The following is a 21,733-nucleotide window of genomic DNA, read 5'->3' on the forward strand; positions in this document are numbered from 1 at the left end:
AGCAGACGTGCACAGAAAACAGCAATTCAAGAACGAAATCTAAATCCTGTGCTTGACTTGGAAATGTCCATATAGGACATTTCTATTTGGTTATTAGGTAGGACATTTCTACTTTGGAATAACAATAGCATATTAAATAAAAGCCATCCTGTAGATGGCTCTTATTCCTTTAATGACCACTTAAATCACTTCAAACTCAATACGACGGTTCTTTTTACGACCCTCAGCTGTTGAGTTGTCTGCCACAGGTTTGTTGGCGCCTAAACCTTCCACACTCAAACTATCTGCAGGAATATTTTTGCCAATCAAATAATCTTTTACCGCCTGTGCACGCTCTTTACTTAAGATCAGGTTTTTATTGGCATCACCAGAGCTATCAGTATGGCCAATAATTTTCACCTGCTTGCCACCAACCTTATTTAAGGCAATCGCCATCTCATCAAGAATTTTTGTCCCAGATGCGGCTAAAACCGCACTGCCAGATTCAAATTCAATAATCCGGTTTTTCAAGGCATCATCAATAATTTTCTGTTCGGCCTGATTTACAGATAACTGTGCATTAAAACGATATGGCGCCTGTACCAAGCCCTGAAAAGCATTTGTGGTTGGCTGGATATCATTTTGATTGGACATTTTTCCATTTAAATCAATTTGCGTACCGCGTACCGACAATTGACCCTGCTTCACTTTTTTTAGGTCTGGCGTGATCATTCGTGTGACCGATTCGCTCCAGCCATTGGGTGCAGCAACCGATTTAACCTGAATTTTATCAATTACTTGGTCCACACCATACACACTGTGCATTTTAGTCAGGATGGCCTGTTTGCTGGCTTCATTCGGGACCACGCCTTCAACTACAATCGGCTGTGCACATACCCAGCTACTAACACTGAACAAGAGTACAGACAGCCATTGTTTTTTATATGTATTTAATTGATTTTTAATCATTTTATCCATCTATAAAAGTCTGTCTAAAGAGTTTGATTCCCTGGCTTAAGCTAAGCTGGCGTTCACATAAAGCCTGTTCCAACGCCGCCAAACCTGCATTTTGCTCCAGATACGGATCAATCCAGCTGGCATTGACCAATGAGACCCAATGTGAACTGTCCAGGTTTTGGGTGAAAATTTCGCTTAAAGCCTGAATATCTGCGCCATGAAAGCCAAAAATCAGCAAGGGTTTGTCATAATGCAGTAAACCGACCAGCAATTCTGTGTTCTGATTGGCGACAAAACGGCTAATCAGACTGACCCAAAATGCTGCAATTTCATAGCAATAGGCATGATTATTAATCGGCAAAATCAGCACTTTATTTAATTTACTGGTGCCTTGATGGATCACCGGTTGCAGCAATAATCCCAGTCCAATCATGCTTTGTGCCAGCTCATAGGTGCTGATTTTCATCAACTGGGCAAAAGAATGTGTCGTATGATGTTCATAAAATGCTGCACTTTCATGCACATCAAACACCTGAATCTGGTTATTCAGTTTGGCCAGCTTGTCCAGCAAAATCTCAGGATCACGAATCGACTTGAGCACCCGGTTTTTCTGAAACAGATCAATCAGGGTCTGTTTATAGCGATACGGTGCGTACAGCAAATGCTCCAGGGGGACATCTACATCTAACAGATGGCTCAGTACCATCGGAAACTGTCGTCCCGAACTGTCTTCGCTGGCAATTAAGTTGGCCACCAGAAATTTATATTCCTGCGGATTGGCAATGAAAAAATCCAGTGATGGCAACTGCGTATAGCGGCTTTGAAACTCTGGAGATTGCATCGCTTTTTCCAGCGCCTCAGTAATCCACTGATCCAGTACCTGAATCAGTGAAGATTGGCCTTTGGTTTTCAAAAAATCGCCTCGGGCCGGACATTTACCATAATAAAATGGCAGGGTTTTCAGCTCATTCATCCCTGCTCTCCCACTCGCCTGTTCTGGCTGATCATGGCTGTACTCCTTCAATTCCTTTTAAAGGCGATGTGCTATTGGTGCGTGCAGTGGCAGGTGTCGGTGCTGTTTGCGCAGCCACGACACGTACCGATTTATTGGTAACCACCTGATCAACCAGCTGTAAACCCGCATAGCCACGGCTTGAGCCAATATTACCCGAGTTGCCGCTAATCAGTCGGAAGTTCAGTTTCACCGCAATATTCGGGTCCTGCTTGCTTTTCCAGACCATTTCAAAGCTGCCGCCTTGCTGGGTACGCTGAGCCGTGTCAATCAGACGGTTAATGCCGTACTCACCCGGTTCATCAAAGACGGTATGGGTTTTACCTTCTAAATCCACCGCTGTAATACGCGCACCCGGAATCGCACCCGGATTTGGCCAGACGAAATTCACCCATTGCTGAATGCCATTTTCATAAACCATACGCTGCCCATCAATATCAATGGTATAGGCCAGTAATTGCGGATTCTGTAATGGATAGAACTGGAAGTTGGACTGATTCACCGGTGCTTGCGCCGCGGTTTGAGACAATTCACCTGTCGCCATGCCATTGCTAGGCGCGACATAGCTCTGGAAATTCATCACAAATTGCGGGTTCAGGCTGATACCTAAATCTTTCCAGGTTTTTGAGGTTAAGGTATAGCCACGACGGATCACCAGCGGATCTAAATGCTCTTTCACAAAACGGGCGATACTGCCATTTTCACCAAAAATCTGGCTAATTTCATTGCTGGTCGCTTGTAAGGTCGCAGAGGAATTAAATGGATATTTTTTGCTTAAATTGGCGCTAAATGGCTGATAAGCCTGCATGGTCCAGAGTTTATTGATCTCATCCTGCGCCGGAATTAACAGGCTTTCAAATGAATGCGTTAATGGACTGATCAACAGTTTTTGTAATAGCTGCTGGTCACGTTCATTTAAGCCCACCGTCATCTTCTCATCGACCAGTTTCTGGGTACTGTTAAACACCGAACTTTGATCATTGATGGTCTGTTTCACCAAGGTCATGGCCGATGGACCAATATCGCCCGCACTTTTCAGGTCATTGAACTTGCTGCGCACCTGAGCAATCGCTTGCATATACTCATCCAGTAAAGACTTGTTCTGCTGGTCATCACGCTTACGTACCAGCTGATAGAACATCTGGAATTCTTTGGAAATTGGTCCTTGTGCTCTGGCTACGGCCTGTTCCGCCATTTTCGCTTCATCGCGGTTCAACACTTTACGTTTAAACCAGGCAATAAAACCTTTTTGCGGTGCGGCTAGTTCTGCCTGAACCACCGGATTATCCCACGAGGTTTCCTGTGCAATCCGGGTAATCATCTGACGGATTGGTGAATTTTCCGGTTCACCCAGTTTTTCAATATTCTGCGCAGACTGTTTAAATTCCTTGCCTTTGGCATAGTGCACACCAGCCAGGAATTTACGCCATTCTGCAATATATTCCTGCTTGTACAGATCGGTCAGCTGTTTACGGATCTGATCCGGGCTGCCGCTAAAGGTCAGGTCATCGGACTGGGTACTGTTTAACACCCAGTCTTTAGAATCTGTTGGCCGGTTGGAGACTTCATCAATGGCGGTTTCGACATATTCTGCCCAGGCTTTCTGGGTAAATACACCCGGTAAGGCATAACTGCCCAGCACCACCGCCTGATTATTCTCACCGACCATCTGTTTGACGGTTAAGGCCGGGAAACGTACCGCTGCACGCATTTTAATTTCGTTATAGACCCGATCACGTGCCGGCATACCACGTACCACAGACAATAACACCTGACGTGACTGATCAACCACCAAGGTATCCGCTTCCAGATTCGGGAATTTGGCATCATTGGCCAGGGTCATGGCATAAGATAAAATCTGCTCGGCATCTTTCAGCATTTGGCCGCGCGCCAAATTCCCCCGGTTGGCATCTAACCACGGACGCCAGAAACGCGTGACCTGATCACTTAAATGACCAGCTTCACGATATTCCGGATTGCTCATCATCAAGTAGGCTTTCAGTGCATTGTACGCATCTTGCGGATTACTGTCCGATGGCTCCAGATATTTCTGCTGATTGGCCACCTGCTTGATTTCCACATTGGCATGATTGGCCTTCAGGGTTTCTTCATTGGCTTTTACCCGTTGCAGATACTGTGCCATGTTTTGCTGTGCCGGCTGCAGCACAATCTGCTGCACGCCTTGCAAATATTCAGTCTTCAGCTTTTCACGCAGCTCATTGCCCTGGTATAAACCAAAGCCAAATTTTAATGGACGATCTTCAGCAAAACTGTCCAGCTGTGACATACGGTTTTGCAGAATCAGCAAGGCTTCAAGCTGTCCGGCCAGTTCGGTGCCAGAGCGCTGCTCAATCTGCACCACTTTATTCAGGTCTTGCTGCACCTCGGCAATTAACTGCTGGTTATTGCGATACGACCAGACCCACAGTCCCAGAATAATCGACACACCAAACAATGCGGCAATAAAGCCAACATAACGCTGGCGTTTACGCAGTGGATTAATATGCTGTTTGACCAGATTCTTGTCTTTCAGAATCACATCGGAAAACAGCCCTTTCAGGAAGTAACCATGGTTTTGTGAAACCGAACGGGTCGGCACACCATGTTCACTGTTGGGAATCTTGGTCAGTAAAAAGTCCTGTGCAATCTGCTCGGTCATCGGGCTTTCAATGGTGCCTTCCTGTAAGGCACTGGTGAAATAGAAGCCACGGAATACCGGTTTAAACTGGTACGGATTATCTTCAAACAAGGTACCAATAAAGGTTTTCAGCGCTGGCTTTAAGCTCTTGAACTCCAGCGGGAAAGTCATGACACTTGGAGAAATATTCTGTGAATGGCGGCGGCTTAAATGGGTAGTACTTACGCCTTTTAAACCGTCATATAAAATGCCGTAATGCTTTTCAAACAGCTCGACCGCATTTTGAGAAGATTCCGCATCATAGGGCAAGGTTGCACCCCAGACCTGATCAAACTCATTCACTTCATAACATTCAAAGAATTCGGTAAAGCCGGCAATCAGGTCCATTTTAGAAAACACCAGATACACCGGAGGATAAATTTCCAGACGCTCGGTTAAATCCTGAATCCGGGCACGTAAATTCTTGGCCAGTTTAATTGATTTTTCCGGACTCTGGCTGACCAGCTCGGCAATGCTGACAATTACAATCAGGCCATTAATTGGCGCTTGAGAACGGTTTTTCTTCAGCAAACCTAAAAAACCGAGCCATTCAGAATGATCTTCGGAATAGACCGAATAACGCCCGGCTGTATCCAGCAATACCCCTTCGGTGGAAAAGAACCAGTCACAGTTACGGGTACCGCTTAAACCGGCAGACACCATTTTCTGATGACTTTCTTCAAAGGGAAATTTCAGACCGGAGTTATAAATCGCCGAACTTTTTCCGGCGGCCGGGTTACCAATCACCATATACCACGGCAATTCATATAAGGCCGCATTGCCCTTTTTATCGCCCAGTTTAGACTTGCGGATCAGCTGAATCGATTCTTTCATTTGTTGTTGAATCAGCTGTAATTCTTCTTTGTCTTTCTGCTTGCCGTATTCAGCTTCGGTGTCTTTACTGATGGCTTCGGCCAGCTCTTCGCCCTGCTTTTCATGACGATAACGCTGGATCAAGGCATAAATCCCGTATCCGACCACACCCAGAATATACACTGCCATCAGCGCCCAGAATAGATTGCGCGGAATGGTGTTATAAGATGCTATGAGTGCCACAAAAATAGACAGTGCAATAATCGCTTTCGGATTAGTCACATACTGCCAGACATAGCCTAAAATGGTATAAAACATACTGTTCTCGTTGTTCTAAAATTCGCGCGATACTGCAACATCAGCCCTGTGGGGTTTCATGGGAAACCGGCATAAAAAGTACGTGGGTGGCCGGATGTTCGGTACTGTAAATCATGGAAATAATTCCCTCTGGAAGATGCATGCCCAACATGAAAGAAAACACTTTCGATAAGTGTTGGGTATGACCAATACTTTGTTTTGTATATAAAAAATGATGAGTTTCGATTTGAGACTCAGCAAAACTCTGTTCAATCTGCTTCACGACTTTAATCTGGGTCGGATCATCTGGCATCAGCACAAAAGGCTGTTCCTGATCGAATTGCGCCAGTTCTGTCATCTGATGCTGCTGCAGGTAATGGGCAATATTTTTTTCATTCAACACCAGCTGCAGCATTTTGAATGGTTCTAACTGGTTAATCTGCACCGCGGTGGAGGCCACAATACAGCTAGAGACAAATTCAGCTGGTAAATAATGGTCGGTCAGCCAGGTTTTTTCATCAATCACGTCCTGATCAATTTCAGAATCGACCAGCACAATTAGTGATACGTCTTCGGTTTGTGCTGCGGTCTGTTCCAGCAGTTCAAACCAGTCCTGATAGGCATTTTTACTGCCCCAGTAATGATGCTCGATATGAATCTGCTCCGGAATCACCTGAAAATCCTGGATAAACTCCATGATCATCTGCTGGCTGTCCATTTCATTCCACAAATGCAGCAAATCTTCTGCCAGCACCACATGAATATTAATCCGGTTTAAACGCATAACAGGTTGCACCGGCTCAGGTTCAAGGCTGTCATCTTCCTGATGGTTGGGATCACTCCAGCCCGGATGCATACGGTACTGATAGGCCAGCTCGCTGTCATAGAACAGTGCCGACTGTTTTAAATGTTCGGCAATTTGCATCAGTACATCGCTGTGCTGAACCAGCTGCTGCTGGACCAGCCGGCGCATACGTAAACTGCGCTGGCTGTCAACGCTATATTCATCTGCATCGTCGTCCAGCTCAATTTCATCATCCAGGTCTTTAATCCGATAGGACAGAATTGGCAAGCCGTAGGCATTTAACAGCTGATGATCCAGCTCCGGACTAGTGAAATTTTTTAATTCTTCGACAATCTGTTCATTTTCACCAAAAGCATGCTGGCTATAACCACTGTACAGGTTCAGCGCCACCGTTCTGAGCGGCTCCGCTTTTTCTTCAGGAGTCTGCTGCTGGGCAAGTGCTGCCTGCTCCTGCTGCTGTTTTTGTTCTTCCTGTCGTTTTTTATAATGCTGGACTGCGCTATAAATGATGAAAGGTGACGTCAGCAGCAGCGTAATCGCCAAAGGTAAAAATACAAAAAATGCCAGCATATCTGCCGTATCGGGATCATGCTGAATATCGCGCCAGTAAAAGATAATGGCGGTGCTGACCAGAATAAAAATACTGACAAAAGTGCCAATGATCCACTTGATCATCTTTGATCCCCCAACAGCGGATAACAGCTATCACGATTATCTGCCCGTGCCTGTGGCATTAAAAAAGCCCCTTGCCCTAGCTCCGCATGATGACTGGAGTTCAGACACAAAGGCTGAATGTCTTCTTTGCTCAGCACCAAACGCAAGTCAACCATTAGAGTCGGACTGCACCAGGTCTGTAAGAGTTTTTTCAGTTTAGTGCTGGCTCGCTGTCCCGGTAAAAATTCCTGATATTGCTGCCGGTTTAAAGGTCCGACTTCAATTTCAATCTTGCCATCAATCTGGCGGATGGTTTCCCCACAAAAGGTATTTACTCCAAGCAAGGCCGGATTGCTGCCGCCTAAACAGGTTTTATGCGCATCATCCAGTTTGAATTTTTCTTCAATAAATTCATGTACAGTAAAATCGGTTTTGAAAATACAGTTCAGCACGGTTTTTAAGGCATGTGCGGTGTTGTTCTGGCCCTGCATCAGGCCTGAAAATTCTGCAAAATAATGATCCATCTCATCCTGTTCATGTTGTGAACGGATGTAACCATTGAGCGCATGCAGAATATCCAGATAATGATTGTCGTGTTCGACCTCATAACGTACCGGCAAGTTATAAGCCAAGCTGGCTTCAATATGTTGGCCGGTCAGTTTGTTATTAAACAAACTGAGGAACTGCACGGTTTCTTCACGCTGGATACGTGGACTCTGGCGGATGCGCTGGGTATAGGTATACGGTAAGGCCCCCTGAATGCCGGTGAGTCCCACCATTAAATTGGTCAGCTGAATCTGATCATCTTCAACCGCCAACGTTTCAATTTCTGCCGCCGGAAAATTCAGATTGAGCGAGGTCTGAAACTGAAAGCCCTTTTTCCAGTCGGTCTGTACGGCCTGTTCAGGTGCATGACGCAGCAGCCGCGTGGCCTGAATAAACTCATACGCCGTCGGCTGTTCAACCAGATCTGCAATTACAGAAGTTTCTTGCCACCAACGTTCTGCACGCATTGGTATAACTCCTGTAAGCTGTTGGCATCGCGCACCACCACATCCACAAAGCTGTTCATCTGAACTTTTAAGTTAAAGATATGACTGAGCAAGGTACTGAAAATATAAAGGCTATGGCCACGAAATACCTGTGGATCAATATCCAGATGCACTTTCAGACCACGGACAAATAAAGGAAAGGGTTTAGCTTCGACCATTTTCTGGGTTAACGAAAACTCGACCGCTTTAATTGAGTCAATAATTAAATGATTTTCTTTAGATTTTGGTAGGTTATAAAGTTCAAGCAGCTCTTTGATATGACTGATCGCATCACCTTTCATCAAAGACAAGGTGTTTAAGGATAAATGCGAGATCACCCGCCATTGTTCCATTTTATTCTGCTCAAAATAATACGGCTTATTCGGACGCTTCAGTACCAGAGCGCGCCGTGCCAGACTGCTGTCATTCAGATTTAAAATATTATTGGCTTGGCTTAAAGCCTCATGTGGCAAGTCACGGTTTGAGCAAAGCAGTTTGGCGCTGATAAAATCCGACTTGGTGTGCTGCGGTTGTAATTGCTTTGACAATACACTGTAGCCCGTTTCCACAAAACGGTTATGCAGCTGCTTGGCATTTAGGGCGTAATAAAACTGAATATCTTCATGCCGATAATGACTCATGGCAAAAAATGGATAAACCGGAAAAACCACCTGATCCTGATTGGTTTTTTCCCGGATCATGTTCATTTCCTGAATGCTATACATCTGATAAAACTCAGGATGATGCGCATCGGTCACCAGTGGATATTCCAGCTGCTTGTGATCAATTTTTTGCGGTTCGGCCTGCTTCTCAAACAGGTTCACCACCGGTGTGGCAAATAATTTAAAGTTAGCCACGTTCAGTTCGGAATAATTGCGAATCACCATCTGATCATTCAGGTTCAGTTTCAGATGAATCAGCAATTCAAACTGGCTCTGATCTTCGAAATAATGCAGAAAATCCAGATTCAGACTCAGGAAATTAAACTTTTCCGGAAAGCAGAAATATTCCAGCAATAACCGGTAGGCATGATGGGTATGCTCATCTAGCGGCAGTACACTCTCCTGCTCATGCATGCCCATCAGCTGAAACGGATTAGCAATCTGAATTTGGCGCTGGCCAATTTTTAATGAAAATCCGGTACTGGGACTGAAAATACCATCGAGTACCTGAAGCGGAAAATTGGAAATCGCATCAAGATAAATTGGCAACTGCTGTTGTTGCAGCAATGTGTGTGCCTGATTAAAAATTTCAAAACCCAGACTTAAGGTTGCATTCTGGTTCAAGTGCATATGCGCACTCGGATTGCTCTTGAATTCCAGCTTGTTGAGCTGAATTGGCAATAAATTCACAGTGTGTGTGCTGGAAAACTCGCACTGAACGCCTTTGAAACTTCTGGATTTTAACGCCGTGCCTTTGGGAATTATATGTGCTTCGGTCAGCTGTTTAATTTTATTGAGATCTTCAAAGCTGACCACAGAACAGGCCGGAAATGGCTTTAGGTACTGTGGAAACATGACCTCAAACAAGGCGCGGGTAAAAATGTCGTAGCTGTCTGCCAGTTTTTTATCAATACGCGCGGCTATTAGTGAAAATGCCTGAATTAAACGCTCGATATGCGGGTCATCAATCTGTTCCTGATTTAAAGACAGACGCTGCGCGATTTTAGGATATTTCTGGGAAAATTCACGAGATTGCTGGCCGAATTCTTGCAGCTGTTTTTCGTAATAAGGTAACAAGTCTTCAATCACAGGAATCCCACTTATGCACGTGCCGAAATAACATATTGTTGTGTTGTTGGTTTTAATAAAGCATCAAAAATCACAGGTTCATATAAGGGATGAATATTGATATAGGCCTGAATACTCAAGCACAAAGCCCCCATATCCTGTTCATCTAATAACATTTCAACTTTAATCTGTCTTAAACGCGGTTCATGTGCCGCGATGGATTGTGCAATAGACTGGCAGATTTTATCGCGGTCACTTGGATTAGCGGTCGATAAGCCGACAAAATCAATAATCCCAAACTGCATAATGGACTTTTTAACCAGTGGAAAATCATCAATCTGTTCATGCAAAGATGCCATGCGGCTATTGAGCAGGTCTTCCAGATCTGCAGCAACAGATTCGCGAAGTTCCTGTAATGACAACCCCTTTAAATGATAATCTTCTGTAGTTAAAAGCCGGTCAAATAATGTAGTTCTAAAACCGTACGGATAAAGCTGGTCTAAATTCATGTATTACTAATTAAGTATAAAATCAGGTAGAGGCTGGCATAGCGCCAGCCTCCCGTGGTCATACAAATTAAGCAGCGTAAGATGCTGTGTTATTTGAAAGTGACCATTTTTTAGTAACTGCACCTTTTTGGGTACCGTTAATATCTTGCTGGTTATAAGTCCACTCGACTGCGGCATATTTCAAACCGAATGATTCAGTTGGAACACCTTCTTCATTCACAGTTGGCGTTACGCTTGAAACCAGTACATGTTTCAGTTTGATTTGCAGGTACTTGATACGCTTGTCACCGTTAGCACGATAGAAATCGATCTGTACTTCATCGAAGGTATAACCCGCAGAACATGCTTCCCAAAGTTTTGGACTGGTTGCATCCAAATCTTTAACAAAAACCATGTCTGAGTGTTCCACACGCTCAGCAGTATGACCACCTACACTTGAAGAAGTTGCTGATTTAGGCTGACGGATATTGTGCGCCCAAGAATTTACTTCTAGCCAATCTTTGTGCTCTGCGTCACGCGATTCGCCATCAACTTTATACTTCCCTCGAAACTGTACGTAGATATCTTTCATTTTATAAATTTTCCTGTTTTAGTTAAAAGTTATTATAAGTTGCCTCAATTTGAGGACTGAGGTAACTCAGTAACAAGTCGCAAAGAAACCGACAACTCGTCCAACTGGAAATGCGGTCTTAAGAAAACCACAGACTTGTAGTGTCCCGGCTGAGCAGGATTTTCTACAACCTTTACCGATGCTTCACGAAGCGGATATTGTGCTTTCGCTTCCTGAGAGGCACCGTCGTCAAGCAAGACGTATTGCGATAACCAGTCATTTAAAAAGGCTTCAACATTGCCAGCAGAGGCAAAGCTGCCGACCTTGTCGCGCATCATGGCTTTTAAATAATGGGCAATACGCGAAACCGCCATAATATATTGAATCTGGCTAGATAAGGCCGAGTTGGCATTGGCGCTATCGCTGTCGTATTTCTTCGGTTTTTGTGCAGATTGCGCACCAAAGAACGCCGCGTAGTCAGTATTTTTACAATGTACCAGTGGAATGAAGCCTAAATCGCTTAATTCTTTTTCACGACGGTCAGTAATGGCAATTTCAGTTGGACACTTGAAGACCACTTCGCCATCGCTGGTTTTAAAGGTATGGACCGGCAGGCCTTCGACCAGACCGCCACCTTCAACGCCACGAATTGCCGCACACCAGCCATGCATATCAAAGGCATTGGTTAAACGGGTACCAAAGGCATACGCCGCATTCATCCATAAATATTCATCATGGTTTTGGCCCGACACTTCTTCAATAAAGTTAAAGCCTTCAGTGGCTGCACCATCTTTCGGATGGAACGGTAGACGACCCAATACACGCGGCATGGTCAATGCGACATAACGTGAATCTTCGCTGTCACGAAATGAACGCCACTGTACATATTCTGCAGTTTCGAAAATCTTGGATACATCACGTGGACGGTCAATATCGGTAAACGATTCCAGCCCCAGAATGCTCGGACTTGCCGCAGAAATAAATGGTGCATGCGATGCCGCAGCCACGTGCGAAATCTGCTCCAGCAGATACATATCTGAAGGCGTACGGTCAAACTCGAAGTCACCAATTAAAGTCGCATACGGTGCACCACCAAATGAACCATACTCTTCTTCATAGATTTTCTTGAACAAGGTACTCTGATCAAAATCAGTCGCGCCCTGGAAATCTTTGACCAGTTCTTTTTTGGTCGTATTCAGCATGCGGATTTTAATCAGCGGATTCGACGGTGTTTCCTGACAGAAATAATATAAACCGCGCCAGGTCGATTCAATTTTCTGGAACTGCTCATGATGCATGATTTTGCTGAGCTGGGCAGAAATCAGCGCATCAATTTCAGCAATACGCTTGTCAATCGACAAGGTCATGTTTTCAGAAACAGTGATTGTGCCGGCCATGACTTCTTTGGCCAGTTCGCCAATCAGGCTTTTGGCACGGTCATGTTCTTCTTCATTGCGGGCAATCCGGCTTTGCTCGACAATCGAGTCCAGCAAAGTCAGTTCTTCTGCAGTCTGGGTTTGTGCCTGAACGGCCTGAGCATTAGTCATGATCTGCCTCCGCGCTTAATTTACGAATCTGGTCAGTATTTTTTAATACTTCATCCAGCAGATCTTCCAGACGTTCGCTATTGGAAATCTTGTTACGCAAATCGGTTAAACGCTCACGTGCTTCGACCAGTTTACGCAGCGGATCAACCTGTTGCACCACGCTTTCCGGACGGAAATCTTCCATGGAAGTGAAGGTCAGATCCACCGACATGCGACCGCCCTCTTCGGTTAAGGTGTTTTCCACATCAAATGCTGCGCGTGGCGCCAAAGATTCCATCACTTCATCAATGTTATCCAGGTCAACATTAATGAATTTTTTATCTTTTAATTTGGTCTTTTCCAGTTCAGAAGCAGCAGAGAAATCCCCCAATACCCCCACCACAAAAGGCAATTCTTTCACTTCTTTGCCATCACCCACTTCAACATCATAAGTCAGTTGAACACGTGGAGGACGAATGCGCTGAAGTTTCTTTTGTACACTTTCACGTTTAGCCATAATACAGTGATCCTGTTTTATTATTTTCGTAGCGATTCAAATGGATTATTTGAAGCCGCTGGTTTTGCTGCCGGAGCAGTTGTTCTTGTTGCAGTTGCTGCCTTGGTCGATGCGGTACGTGTGGTTTTAGCACGACTTGCATTACTGCTTGCTTTACGTGCTGCAGCACGTTGGGCTGCAGCTTTTTTGGCAAGCGATGCATTGGTAATGGCCTTGGCAGAACTGGTATCCGGAGCAGGCACTGAAGCGCGGATAGTATCCGATAATTCCTTGGCCGCTGGATAGGTCACTTCGTCAGATAAAAAGCGCATTTGCTCGGTACGCATATAGTTTAAGGCATTTTTGGCAATCGAAACGCCTGCTAAAAAGTGCGCATCAGTCAGGTCTGGATGGCGTACGCCCTGGTTTTCCAGCTGTTCTACCAGCTGCAGGGTCTTCATATTTTTACCAAGTTCCTGAAAACGTTTTGCGGCTTGAACTTGCAGTTCTTGTTTCACCTCTTGATTTTTTTTATTTTCTTTGGCACACACTTGCTGATAAATCCCCAACAATGCCTGATCAGTTTCTCCCTTAACCAGCGGATAATCCTTGATACAGCCTCGTTTTAGCTCAATCTGCTCATCTGCATAAGCAATTGGGGTGGCACAAAGTGTCGCCATTAGGGGAAAAAGAAGAATACTTTTTTTCAAAACGAGCCTCTAATTTCTAAATTCATTTATAGTGAATGGGTGTATTTGAAAACTGAACACGAACAATTTTTATCAAAAAAAAACATAGCGCAAATTTAACAAAAAATAAACTTCTGGCGTCAAGACAAATTCTGCCAACTATCGACAATAATTGTCATATTTTTGTTTCAGGTAAAATTATTTTTGTCTTATTTGTTTTCATTTTTGAAAAAATTTTAGGTAGAATACTACAACCCTAATATTTATATCAATACAAGTTATTGATATGTAAGTAAAATTTATTTTATTTACTGAAAACGATGTTCAGCCCATGGTCGCTACTTTAACCCATTTGGACTGGAATTATAACTAGAGCGTGTTATGAATAATTTAAAAATTTTGATTAATAAACTATCAAGTCATGCCAGAACAGCCTTAGAAAAGTCTGCCAATGCCTGTATTAATCAGCAGAACTACGAAATTGAAATAGAACACTTTTTCCTAGAATTATTAACCCAAGACCATAAAAATGACCTGAGTCTCCTTCTCGATAAATATAAAATTTTAAAAGATGATCTCATTCATGATTTAAAAGAAAGTGTCAGTCACCTGCCAAAGGGTAATTCTCGTACACCTATCTTTGCAAAATCTATCATTCGTCTGTTAGAGCAAGCCTGGTTATTAGCCTCGGCCGAGCAAAATCCGCAAATTCGTAGCGGTCACTTACTGGTTGCTTTGCTAACCGCACCTGATCTTTATCAGATTGCAGTGCGTGCTTCGAGCCTGTTTGACCTGTTCCCAATTGACACCATGAAGCACAAATTCTTAGATGTATGTGTCAAAAGTGTCGAAAATGAAAACGCTACTGTCCCGGAAACGGCTGAAACTGAAAGCGTCACAGCTATCGAGCCTGCACCAAATAGCAAAAAAACACCTGCGCTGGATCAATACACCATTAACCTGACTGAAAAAGCCAGAACGGGCGCAATTGATCCGGTGATTGGCCGTGAATTTGAAATCCGTCTGATGCTGGACATTTTAATGCGTCGCCGTCAGAACAATCCGATTTTAACGGGTGAACCGGGTGTCGGAAAAACTGCGGTGGTAGAAGGTTTGGCACTTAAAATTGCCAATAACCAGGTACCCGATGCGCTGAAGAACGTGCATCTGCATGTGCTGGATATGGGCCTGTTACAGGCTGGTGCCAGTGTTAAAGGTGAATTTGAAAACCGCTTAAAACAGGTGATTCAGGAAGTTCAGGCTTCGACTCATCCGATTATCCTGTTTATTGATGAAGCGCATACCTTAATTGGTGCTGGTGGTCAGGCCGGTCAAAATGATGCCGCCAACCTGCTGAAACCAGCACTGGCTCGTGGTGAGTTACGTACTATCGCGGCCACCACTTGGGCCGAATATAAACAGTATTTTGAAAAAGATGCCGCGCTCAGCCGCCGTTTCCAGGTGGTCAAAGTTGAAGAGCCAACTGAAGAAGTCGCAATTGATATGCTGCGCGCCATGATTCCGGTGATGGCCAATCACTTTAAGCTGAATATTGATGATGAAGCAATTGTCACGGCTGTGCATGCCTCACATCGTTATATCAGTGGTCGCCAGCTCCCGGATAAAGCGATTAGTGTATTAGATACCGCCGCTGCACGTGTGGCGCTGACTCAAAATGCCCAGCCGGTGAAACTCGATCAGTTACAGGCGCAGCTGCACAATTTAACACTTGAACGCGAAATTGTTGAAAAAGAACATGCACACTTCCCGATTCATCATGAACGTTTAGACGGTTTAAATCAGAAAATTACTGCTCTTGAGCAGGAAATTGCCGATACACAACAGCAATGGCAACAAGAACTGGAACTGGTTCAGCAGATTCAGACGCTAGAACAGCAGACCGAAGCCGATGAAAACAGCCAGACCCAGATGCAGCAGTTACGCAGCCAGTTGCAGCAACTGCAAGGTCAACATCCGCTGGTATTTGAACGCGTCAATGCCCAGATTATTAATGAAATTATCTCGGACTGGACCGGTATTCCTGTCGGAAAAATGATTAATGATGAAATCAAGCAGGTTCTGACCTTAGAAGATAAACTTTCTGAGCGTGTTATGGGGCAAGACTATGCCCTGCATCAACTGGTGCAAGGTATTAAAACCTCAAAAGCCAAGTTGGAAGATCCAAACAAACCGCAAGGCGTGTTCCTGCTGGTCGGCCCAAGTGGGGTTGGTAAAACTGAAACTGCCCTGGCCTTGGCCAATGAGTTATACGGTGGTGAATCGCATCTGATTACCATCAACATGTCGGAATATCAGGAAGCGCATACGGTTTCATCTTTAAAAGGTGCGCCGCCGGGTTATGTGGGTTATGGTCAAGGCGGTGTGCTGACGGAAGCCGTACGTCGTAATCCGTATAGCGTGGTCCTGCTCGATGAAATTGAAAAAGCGCATAGTGATGTGCAGGAACTGTTCTATCAGGTGTTTGATAAAGGCATGCTCGAAGATGGTGAAGGTCGCCTGATTGACTTTAAAAATACCACCATCCTGCTGACCTCTAACGCCGGTTCCGGCGCCATCATGCAAAGTTGCCTGCCGCTGCCGGTAGATGAATGGCCAAGCGCAGAACAGCTGATTGAAAAGCTGAAACCAAGTTTGTACAAGCAGTTCAAACCGGCCTTTTTAGGACGTATGCGGATTGTGCCGTATTACCCATTGCATGATGATTTACTGGTGCAAATTATCCAGCACAAACTCGGTAAAATTACCGCGCGTCTGGAACAGCAGTACCAGACCAAAGTCAGCTATTCCGACGATTTAATTGAATTACTGCTGAGTCGCTGTACCGAAGTCGATAGTGGTGCACGTAATGTCGACAATATTCTGAATTCTTCGGTGCTTCCGGCCTTGGCGACAGAAATCCTGATGGCACTGGCCGAGCAAAAAATTCCGCAACTGATTCATATTGATGTCAAAGACGATGAAATCATCTATCAGCTCGATCCGGAACAAAAAACGGCCAAAAAACGAAGCAGTAAAAAAGCAAAGATGACTGAAGCGTGATCAAGGATTCAGAACAGCAATGAACCTCAACCTCGATGTATTGTTACACCCCATTTCGGCTGAACAGCCTTGCGGAGAAGATTATTCTTTTTCCAATGAGTTTCATGCCATTAAAAAGGCCAAAACTCAGGATGATCCGCTTCTCGATCAGGGCGATTGGGTCTCCGAACCCAAACAGGCCGACTGGGGTTTTGTACATAGCAAATCGACTGAATTACTGGAAAGTAAAACCAAGGATATCCGTTTATATGGCTGGCTGCTGGAAGCATGGAGCAATTTGTATGGCTTTGAGGGCATTGCTCAGGCTATTCAACTCAGCCATCGAAGCTTGAATGAATACTGGTTGCAGCTGCATCCGGAAATTGAAGATGATGATCTGGACCAGCGTATTGGTTTATTGCAAGGTTTGATTAACCAGATTCCGGTGCTGATTAAAACCGTGCCGATTGTGACTGCACCTCACTTGAGCCTGCGTGATTATGACAATTTTCTGTATCAGGACAATTTGCGTCGCAAGCAAAGTGAAGATTCATCTGATCAAGCAGCCACGCCACAGCTGGAGCAGTTTGATCAGGCGCTGTTGAATACCTCGAAGTCGCTGCAATACCAGAATTACCAGCACTTTCTGGACATTTTGCAGCAGTGGTCAAGTTTAAAAGAAGTACTGGATCAATTGATGGGCCTGGATGCACCAAGTTTTGCCGCCATTGACTCACAGCTCGATTCGATTCATTCCACGCTTAAAAAATTATATAAAACAGATGCCTTTGCCGCGCAGACTCTGGTTGAAGCATCTGAACAGAATAACATTGTGACTGCTGATGCCATTAATACTACAGCAGCCCCTGCCATAGCGATGCCCATCATGAATTCACCGACCGGTTTTCAACCGCAACCTCAAAACCATCTGGCCAACCGTGAACAGGCCATGCAGGTTTTACAGGAAATTGCCGATTACTTTCAGGCCAATGAACCCCATAGCCCGGTCAGCTACATGCTGCAAAAAACCATTAAATGGAGTCAGATGCCGCTGCATGAATGGCTGACTCAGGTAATTAAAAATGACAACCCGCTTGAAAATATTCAGGAATTACTGGGTGTGCAAAGCTCTAATGAAACAAATAGTGATTGGTAAGTGCCATGTTTAAAGCAGATAAAATTCTTTGGGGCGAAGGCTTATTTTTACGCCCGCAACATTTTCAGTTGCAAGACAGCTATCATGAACAGCGCCTGAACCATACTGTTCGTTCCACCATTCCATTTGCTTATGGCGTGCAATCTATAAAGTTTGATGAAGCACAGCTAAATACCCATGTGCTGGCTTTAGAAAGTATTGAAATGCTGTGGCAAGATGGAGAAATCTATCAGGCGCCAGCACGTGATTTACTACCTGAACCAGTACAGCTGGATGACCTGAATCTGCGTGGTGAAATGCTGGTTTATCTAGCGCTACCGATTGTACAGCCAAATAAAAATAATGTGGTGTTTGAATCTGGCGCTCAACCGGGCCGTTACCATTCACATCTCACTCAAACCCATGATTTATTCACCGACGCTACCCCGGCAGATATTACCCTGCTGAAACGCCGTGCCGAATTTAAACTGCTGGATGCCCAGTTTGAACCAAATCATGAAATGGATGGCTTTATCTATTTGCCGGTGGCCAAAATCAAACGTCACAGTTCCGGCCATTTCGAGTTTGAGCGCAAATTTATTCCACCAATTTTACATATTGAATCGAGCGACAGCTTGCTGCAAAGCCTGCGCCGCACCTTGAATGTGATTAAAGCCAAAATCAAAACCATTCAAACCAATAACCGGGAAAATGAACAGAAACTGATTGAATTCCGTTCTGGCGATATTGTTTCGTTCTGGCTGGTGAATGCCTTAAATACTGCACATGCGACTTTAAGTCATGTTCTGCAATATCCTCAGATTCATCCGGAACGTCTATTTTTTGAATTATTACGTTTAACCGGTTCTTTGCTGACCTTCTCGACGGCCTATGAAGTCGATCAGTTGCCGCGTTATAAGCATCATCAGCTACAGGACAGTTTTGAACAGCTGGATGTCATCCTCAGAGAATTGCTGGATACCATTATTTCCAGCCGTTATATCAGCATCGCCCTGAAAGAAATCCGTCCGTCTTATTGGGTCGGCAGTCTGGAATCCGACAAAATTACCCGCGATACCCGTCTGTATATTGCCGTGTCCAGCTCGATGATGCAGGCGCATGAACTGATCCAGATTGTGCCGCTGCGTTTTAAAGTCGGTAATACGGTTGATGTTGAACAGCGTGTGATGGCCGCCTTACCGGCTATTCCAATTCATCACCTGATGCAGGTGCCGACTGCCATTCCAGTACGTTCCGGAGTGAGTTATTTTGAAATTGAGCCGAATAATGACCTGTATCAACGTATGCTCGACTCGGAATCGATCTGTATTTATGTACCGGCTGGCTTCCAGGATCTTTCTATTGAACTTATTGCTGTCATGAACGGTTAAGGACATTTTTTCATGAATACTCCACATCATGCACCTTCCTTATTTGATGATGGTCAGATTGGTACCGGTCTGACCCCGCCACAGGTCAACCCGAAAATCAGCAATAGTTCTAATCTGGTCGATTTACTTCATGACGGCTTCTATATTGTGTTCCTGATCAAGAACCAGTATGTGCCGGGCAATGTTGAAGCATTCCGCGAAAAAATCATGGATATGCTGAACCGTTTTGAAACCCAAGCAAAAAAATTGCAGTTTTCAGCCGATGATATTCACGATGCCAAATATGCGTATTGTGCCTTGCTGGATGAAACCATTGTGACCCAGCAAGACCCGCAGTTTTTTGATTTGCAGAATCACTGGCTAATTAATCCCCTACAACTCAATCTGTTTGGTTCGCAGCTGGCCGGCTATCGCTTTTTTGAAATGCTGGAACAGCTCAGAAGTCGCGGCAAAGAACGTCTGGCGGCTTTGGAGGTTTATCATTACTGCATGCTGCTGGGCTTTCAGGGCAAATATCGTATTGAGTCGATGGAAGCACTAAACCATATTGTGGCGCGTGTTGGCGATGAAATTGATTATCTGAAAGGCAAGAAAACCGCGTTTTCGCCTTTTGCCGCCTTACCGGATCAGATCAAACATATTATTCACCGTGAATTACCTTTTTTCTGGATTTTGCTGTTCTTAGCCCTTTTTGCCTTATTGTCCTTTGCCGGCCTGCGTTACATGCTGTCCAACCAGAATAATAGCGCAATGAGCCAATATCAAAACGTGATTACTGCACCAACGGAACAGGCGCATATCACCATTCATTTACCATAAAATTTAGATAAAACATGGCAAACGAAAAACAAACTTCATTACGGATTTTACAAAGTAACAAGCCAAAATCGCCGTCGCCACTTTTATATAGTCTGGGCGGTTTTGTGGCGGGGGTCATGGTCACCGGTTTAGCCGGTTATGCCTATTTTTATGCAGGCCAGCCATCGACAACACTAGCAGAGTCCACTCAGGCAATGGCCGCGCCAGCGGTTACTCCATCGGAACTGCCGGCAGAACTGGAAGAATTAAAAAACCAGATGACCGATCACTCTAGTAGTTTTGAAGAACTCGAAGATGTGCAGACTGAACATCCGGTTGAATTTCAGCAACCCAATGATGGTGAACTAAGTAAAATCTTTTCCCATCAACCAGCAAAAGTTGCTGCCCAGCCTGCGCCAAATCAAGCGCGTGTAGCTCCGAACTTTCCGCAAGACATGGCCAGTACTCCTGTGGTGACAGCAAAACAGCCATCTGTACAAAAACCAGCTCCAGCACCAGCCAAAGCTGGTCCTGCTAAACCGGCCGCACCGGTTGTGGTGCCAATGGCCGCCGTAGAACCAGAAGAAACACCACAGGCCAGTGTCCAAATTTCGGTCACCCGTAAACCGGTGGAAAAAGTTGAAACTGTAAGCGTACAGGACACTGCTGTTCATCCATGATTGCGGTTATTTTTATTGCCTTTGTGCTTGTGGCCTGTAGCTTAGCGCTATTGTTGTCTTATGAATTACGCGCCAAGGTGTTATCCGGTTTTCAGGCACTTATTCCTAACAGTAAAAAACAGTTGAGCTCGGTGAAAAGTCTGGCTCAACAGTTTAATCATGCGGCTGCAGCAGAACAGATTCAAACCCATTGGCATATTCAGCAATGGTGGATTTTGATTGCCGGATTTTTTCTGTTTTCCAGCATCATTCTGTTTGCCTTTACCCGCCCGATTAGCGCCACCAAAATTGAAGCCGACTATTTAAGAGAAGTCGATCCTCAAGTTTATGCCCTGCTTGAAGGTGAAATGCTATCACCACCACCTGAAGTAGAAGAAGCACTGGTCGAAGCCGCCGTGGTTGAGGCCATGCAACTGGAAAATCAGTGGGCGGCTGTGCCGGCAGATCAGCATAATTATGATCCGGCAGTAGAAGATTTACATGCTCACTCTCATGTCAATCCATCAATTGTCAGCGCTGATCGGAAATGGCACAAGATGAATCCACGTTATAAACAGCGCCTGCTGATGGTGTTTAAAATCATGAAAGAACGCCATGGCTATGAGCTGGTGCTATTGGAGGGTTATCGTAGTCCGGAGCGACAAAACTCGCTGTCCAAAAATAAAAACACCACCCGTGCCCGTGGTTATCAAAGCTATCATCAATTTGGTTTAGCCGCCGATGTGGCCTTTAAACGTAATGGCAAAGTGGTGATTTCCGAGCGTGACCCATGGGCAATGCGCGGTTATGAACTGTATGGTGAAGTGGCGGAGTCGGTCGGCCTGACTTGGGGTGGCCGCTGGAAATCCATTAAAGATTACGGCCATACCGAATACCGGATGCCAGGCTTAAAGAAAACCCGGGAAATGGCAGAAAAGCTGACCTCGGAAGGTCAGCTGATGGCCAATGCACTTGATTAAAACAAT

Annotated in this window: 17 protein-coding genes; 6 read left to right on the plus strand and 11 right to left on the minus strand. The window is 44.9% G+C overall.

Going from position 1 to position 21,733, the window contains the following annotated elements:
* Positions 1-180: 180 nt before the first annotated feature.
* The 11 genes from FTU69_RS01485 to FTU69_RS01535 all read right to left on the minus strand — a co-directional run bounded on the left by FTU69_RS01485 (position 181) and on the right by FTU69_RS01535 (position 13,716).
* Positions 181-948 (minus strand): OmpA family protein, encoded by a 768-nt coding sequence (locus tag FTU69_RS01485; RefSeq protein ID WP_168384105.1) that lies wholly within the window; start codon positions 946-948, stop codon positions 181-183.
* A gap of 1 nt (position 949) precedes the next feature.
* Positions 950-1,909 (minus strand): type VI secretion system-associated protein TagF, encoded by a 960-nt coding sequence (gene tagF, locus FTU69_RS01490; RefSeq protein WP_075167762.1) that lies wholly within the window; start codon positions 1,907-1,909, stop codon positions 950-952.
* Between the two features lie 31 nt (positions 1,910-1,940).
* Positions 1,941-5,756 carry a type VI secretion system membrane subunit TssM gene (tssM, locus tag FTU69_RS01495; RefSeq protein WP_127801016.1) on the minus strand — a complete coding sequence of 1,272 codons (3,816 nt, stop codon included), beginning with the start codon at positions 5,754-5,756 and terminating at the stop codon, positions 1,941-1,943.
* A 40-nt stretch (positions 5,757-5,796) separates the two neighbouring features.
* On the minus strand, positions 5,797-7,215 hold the full coding sequence (locus tag FTU69_RS01500; protein WP_180103385.1) for a hypothetical protein: 1,419 nt from the start codon (positions 7,213-7,215) through the stop codon (positions 5,797-5,799).
* Positions 7,212-8,207 carry a type VI secretion system baseplate subunit TssG gene (gene tssG / locus FTU69_RS01505; protein WP_180103386.1) on the minus strand — a complete coding sequence of 332 codons (996 nt, stop codon included), beginning with the start codon at positions 8,205-8,207 and terminating at the stop codon, positions 7,212-7,214. The genes FTU69_RS01500 and tssG overlap by 4 nt, the downstream gene beginning before the upstream one ends.
* The gene (gene tssF / locus FTU69_RS01510; RefSeq protein ID WP_180061538.1) at positions 8,171-9,976 is read right to left on the minus strand and encodes a type VI secretion system baseplate subunit TssF; all 1,806 of its coding nucleotides are present in this window, start codon (positions 9,974-9,976) and stop codon (positions 8,171-8,173) included. The genes tssG and tssF overlap by 37 nt, the downstream gene beginning before the upstream one ends.
* 11 nt (positions 9,977-9,987) lie before the next feature.
* Entirely contained in the window at positions 9,988-10,464 is a 477-nt protein-coding gene (tssE, locus tag FTU69_RS01515) for a type VI secretion system baseplate subunit TssE (RefSeq protein WP_045795669.1), read from the minus strand.
* A gap of 67 nt (positions 10,465-10,531) precedes the next feature.
* Positions 10,532-11,035, minus strand: a complete 504-nt coding sequence (locus FTU69_RS01520) for a type VI secretion system tube protein Hcp (protein ID WP_005177807.1) — start codon at positions 11,033-11,035, stop codon at positions 10,532-10,534.
* A 44-nt stretch (positions 11,036-11,079) separates the two neighbouring features.
* The gene (tssC, locus tag FTU69_RS01525) at positions 11,080-12,561 is read right to left on the minus strand and encodes a type VI secretion system contractile sheath large subunit (RefSeq protein WP_005177804.1); all 1,482 of its coding nucleotides are present in this window, start codon (positions 12,559-12,561) and stop codon (positions 11,080-11,082) included.
* Positions 12,554-13,057, minus strand: coding sequence for a type VI secretion system contractile sheath small subunit (gene tssB, locus FTU69_RS01530; protein ID WP_045795670.1), 504 nt, complete (start codon positions 13,055-13,057; stop codon positions 12,554-12,556). The genes tssC and tssB overlap by 8 nt, the downstream gene beginning before the upstream one ends.
* Before the next feature lie 20 nt (positions 13,058-13,077).
* Positions 13,078-13,716 (minus strand): hypothetical protein, encoded by a 639-nt coding sequence (locus tag FTU69_RS01535; protein WP_104483770.1) that lies wholly within the window; start codon positions 13,714-13,716, stop codon positions 13,078-13,080.
* 390 nt (positions 13,717-14,106) lie between these two features.
* Between FTU69_RS01535 and tssH the strand changes: the two genes are divergently transcribed.
* The 6 genes from tssH to FTU69_RS01565 are packed head-to-tail and all read left to right on the plus strand — an operon-like array spanning position 14,107 to position 21,727.
* Positions 14,107-16,785, plus strand: a complete 2,679-nt coding sequence (gene tssH / locus FTU69_RS01540; RefSeq protein ID WP_180061539.1) for a type VI secretion system ATPase TssH — start codon at positions 14,107-14,109, stop codon at positions 16,783-16,785.
* A gap of 19 nt (positions 16,786-16,804) precedes the next feature.
* Positions 16,805-17,920 carry a type VI secretion system protein TssA gene (gene tssA, locus FTU69_RS01545; protein ID WP_180087982.1) on the plus strand — a complete coding sequence of 372 codons (1,116 nt, stop codon included), beginning with the start codon at positions 16,805-16,807 and terminating at the stop codon, positions 17,918-17,920.
* A 5-nt stretch (positions 17,921-17,925) separates the two neighbouring features.
* Complete coding sequence (gene tssK / locus FTU69_RS01550) at positions 17,926-19,290, plus strand: type VI secretion system baseplate subunit TssK (RefSeq protein ID WP_104489351.1); 1,365 nt, start codon at positions 17,926-17,928, stop codon at positions 19,288-19,290.
* A 12-nt stretch (positions 19,291-19,302) separates the two neighbouring features.
* Positions 19,303-20,109, plus strand: coding sequence for a type IVB secretion system protein IcmH/DotU (icmH, locus tag FTU69_RS01555; protein WP_104471483.1), 807 nt, complete (start codon positions 19,303-19,305; stop codon positions 20,107-20,109).
* A gap of 14 nt (positions 20,110-20,123) precedes the next feature.
* Positions 20,124-20,768 carry a hypothetical protein gene (locus FTU69_RS01560; protein WP_127799551.1) on the plus strand — a complete coding sequence of 215 codons (645 nt, stop codon included), beginning with the start codon at positions 20,124-20,126 and terminating at the stop codon, positions 20,766-20,768.
* Positions 20,765-21,727: a M15 family metallopeptidase gene (locus FTU69_RS01565; protein WP_180103387.1), complete on the plus strand. Its 963-nt coding sequence runs from the start codon at positions 20,765-20,767 to the stop codon at positions 21,725-21,727. Before FTU69_RS01560 ends, FTU69_RS01565 begins: the two co-directional genes overlap by 4 nt.
* The last annotated feature ends 6 nt before the right edge of the window (positions 21,728-21,733 follow it).

This window comes from Acinetobacter sp. YH12134, from assembly GCF_013418555.1.
GTDB classification, from domain to species: Bacteria; Pseudomonadota; Gammaproteobacteria; order Pseudomonadales; family Moraxellaceae; genus Acinetobacter; species Acinetobacter indicus.

Coding starts and splice junctions, on each gene's coding strand:
- FTU69_RS01485 (WP_168384105.1), bottom strand. CDS start 948: ATGATTAAAAATCAATTAAATACATATAAAAAACAATGGCTGTCTGTA.
- tagF (WP_075167762.1), bottom strand. CDS start 1,909: ATGAATGAGCTGAAAACCCTGCCATTTTATTATGGTAAATGTCCGGCC.
- tssM (WP_127801016.1), bottom strand. CDS start 5,756: ATGTTTTATACCATTTTAGGCTATGTCTGGCAGTATGTGACTAATCCG.
- FTU69_RS01500 (WP_180103385.1), bottom strand. CDS start 7,215: ATGATCAAGTGGATCATTGGCACTTTTGTCAGTATTTTTATTCTGGTC.
- tssG (WP_180103386.1), bottom strand. CDS start 8,207: ATGCGTGCAGAACGTTGGTGGCAAGAAACTTCTGTAATTGCAGATCTG.
- tssE (WP_045795669.1), bottom strand. CDS start 10,464: ATGAATTTAGACCAGCTTTATCCGTACGGTTTTAGAACTACATTATTT.
- FTU69_RS01520 (WP_005177807.1), bottom strand. CDS start 11,035: ATGAAAGATATCTACGTACAGTTTCGAGGGAAGTATAAAGTTGATGGC.
- tssC (WP_005177804.1), bottom strand. CDS start 12,561: ATGACTAATGCTCAGGCCGTTCAGGCACAAACCCAGACTGCAGAAGAA.
- tssB (WP_045795670.1), bottom strand. CDS start 13,057: ATGGCTAAACGTGAAAGTGTACAAAAGAAACTTCAGCGCATTCGTCCT.
- FTU69_RS01535 (WP_104483770.1), bottom strand. CDS start 13,716: ATGGCGACACTTTGTGCCACCCCAATTGCTTATGCAGATGAGCAGATT.
- tssH (WP_180061539.1), top strand. CDS start 14,107: ATGAATAATTTAAAAATTTTGATTAATAAACTATCAAGTCATGCCAGA.
- tssA (WP_180087982.1), top strand. CDS start 16,805: ATGAACCTCAACCTCGATGTATTGTTACACCCCATTTCGGCTGAACAG.
- tssK (WP_104489351.1), top strand. CDS start 17,926: ATGTTTAAAGCAGATAAAATTCTTTGGGGCGAAGGCTTATTTTTACGC.
- icmH (WP_104471483.1), top strand. CDS start 19,303: ATGAATACTCCACATCATGCACCTTCCTTATTTGATGATGGTCAGATT.
- FTU69_RS01560 (WP_127799551.1), top strand. CDS start 20,124: ATGGCAAACGAAAAACAAACTTCATTACGGATTTTACAAAGTAACAAG.
- FTU69_RS01565 (WP_180103387.1), top strand. CDS start 20,765: ATGATTGCGGTTATTTTTATTGCCTTTGTGCTTGTGGCCTGTAGCTTA.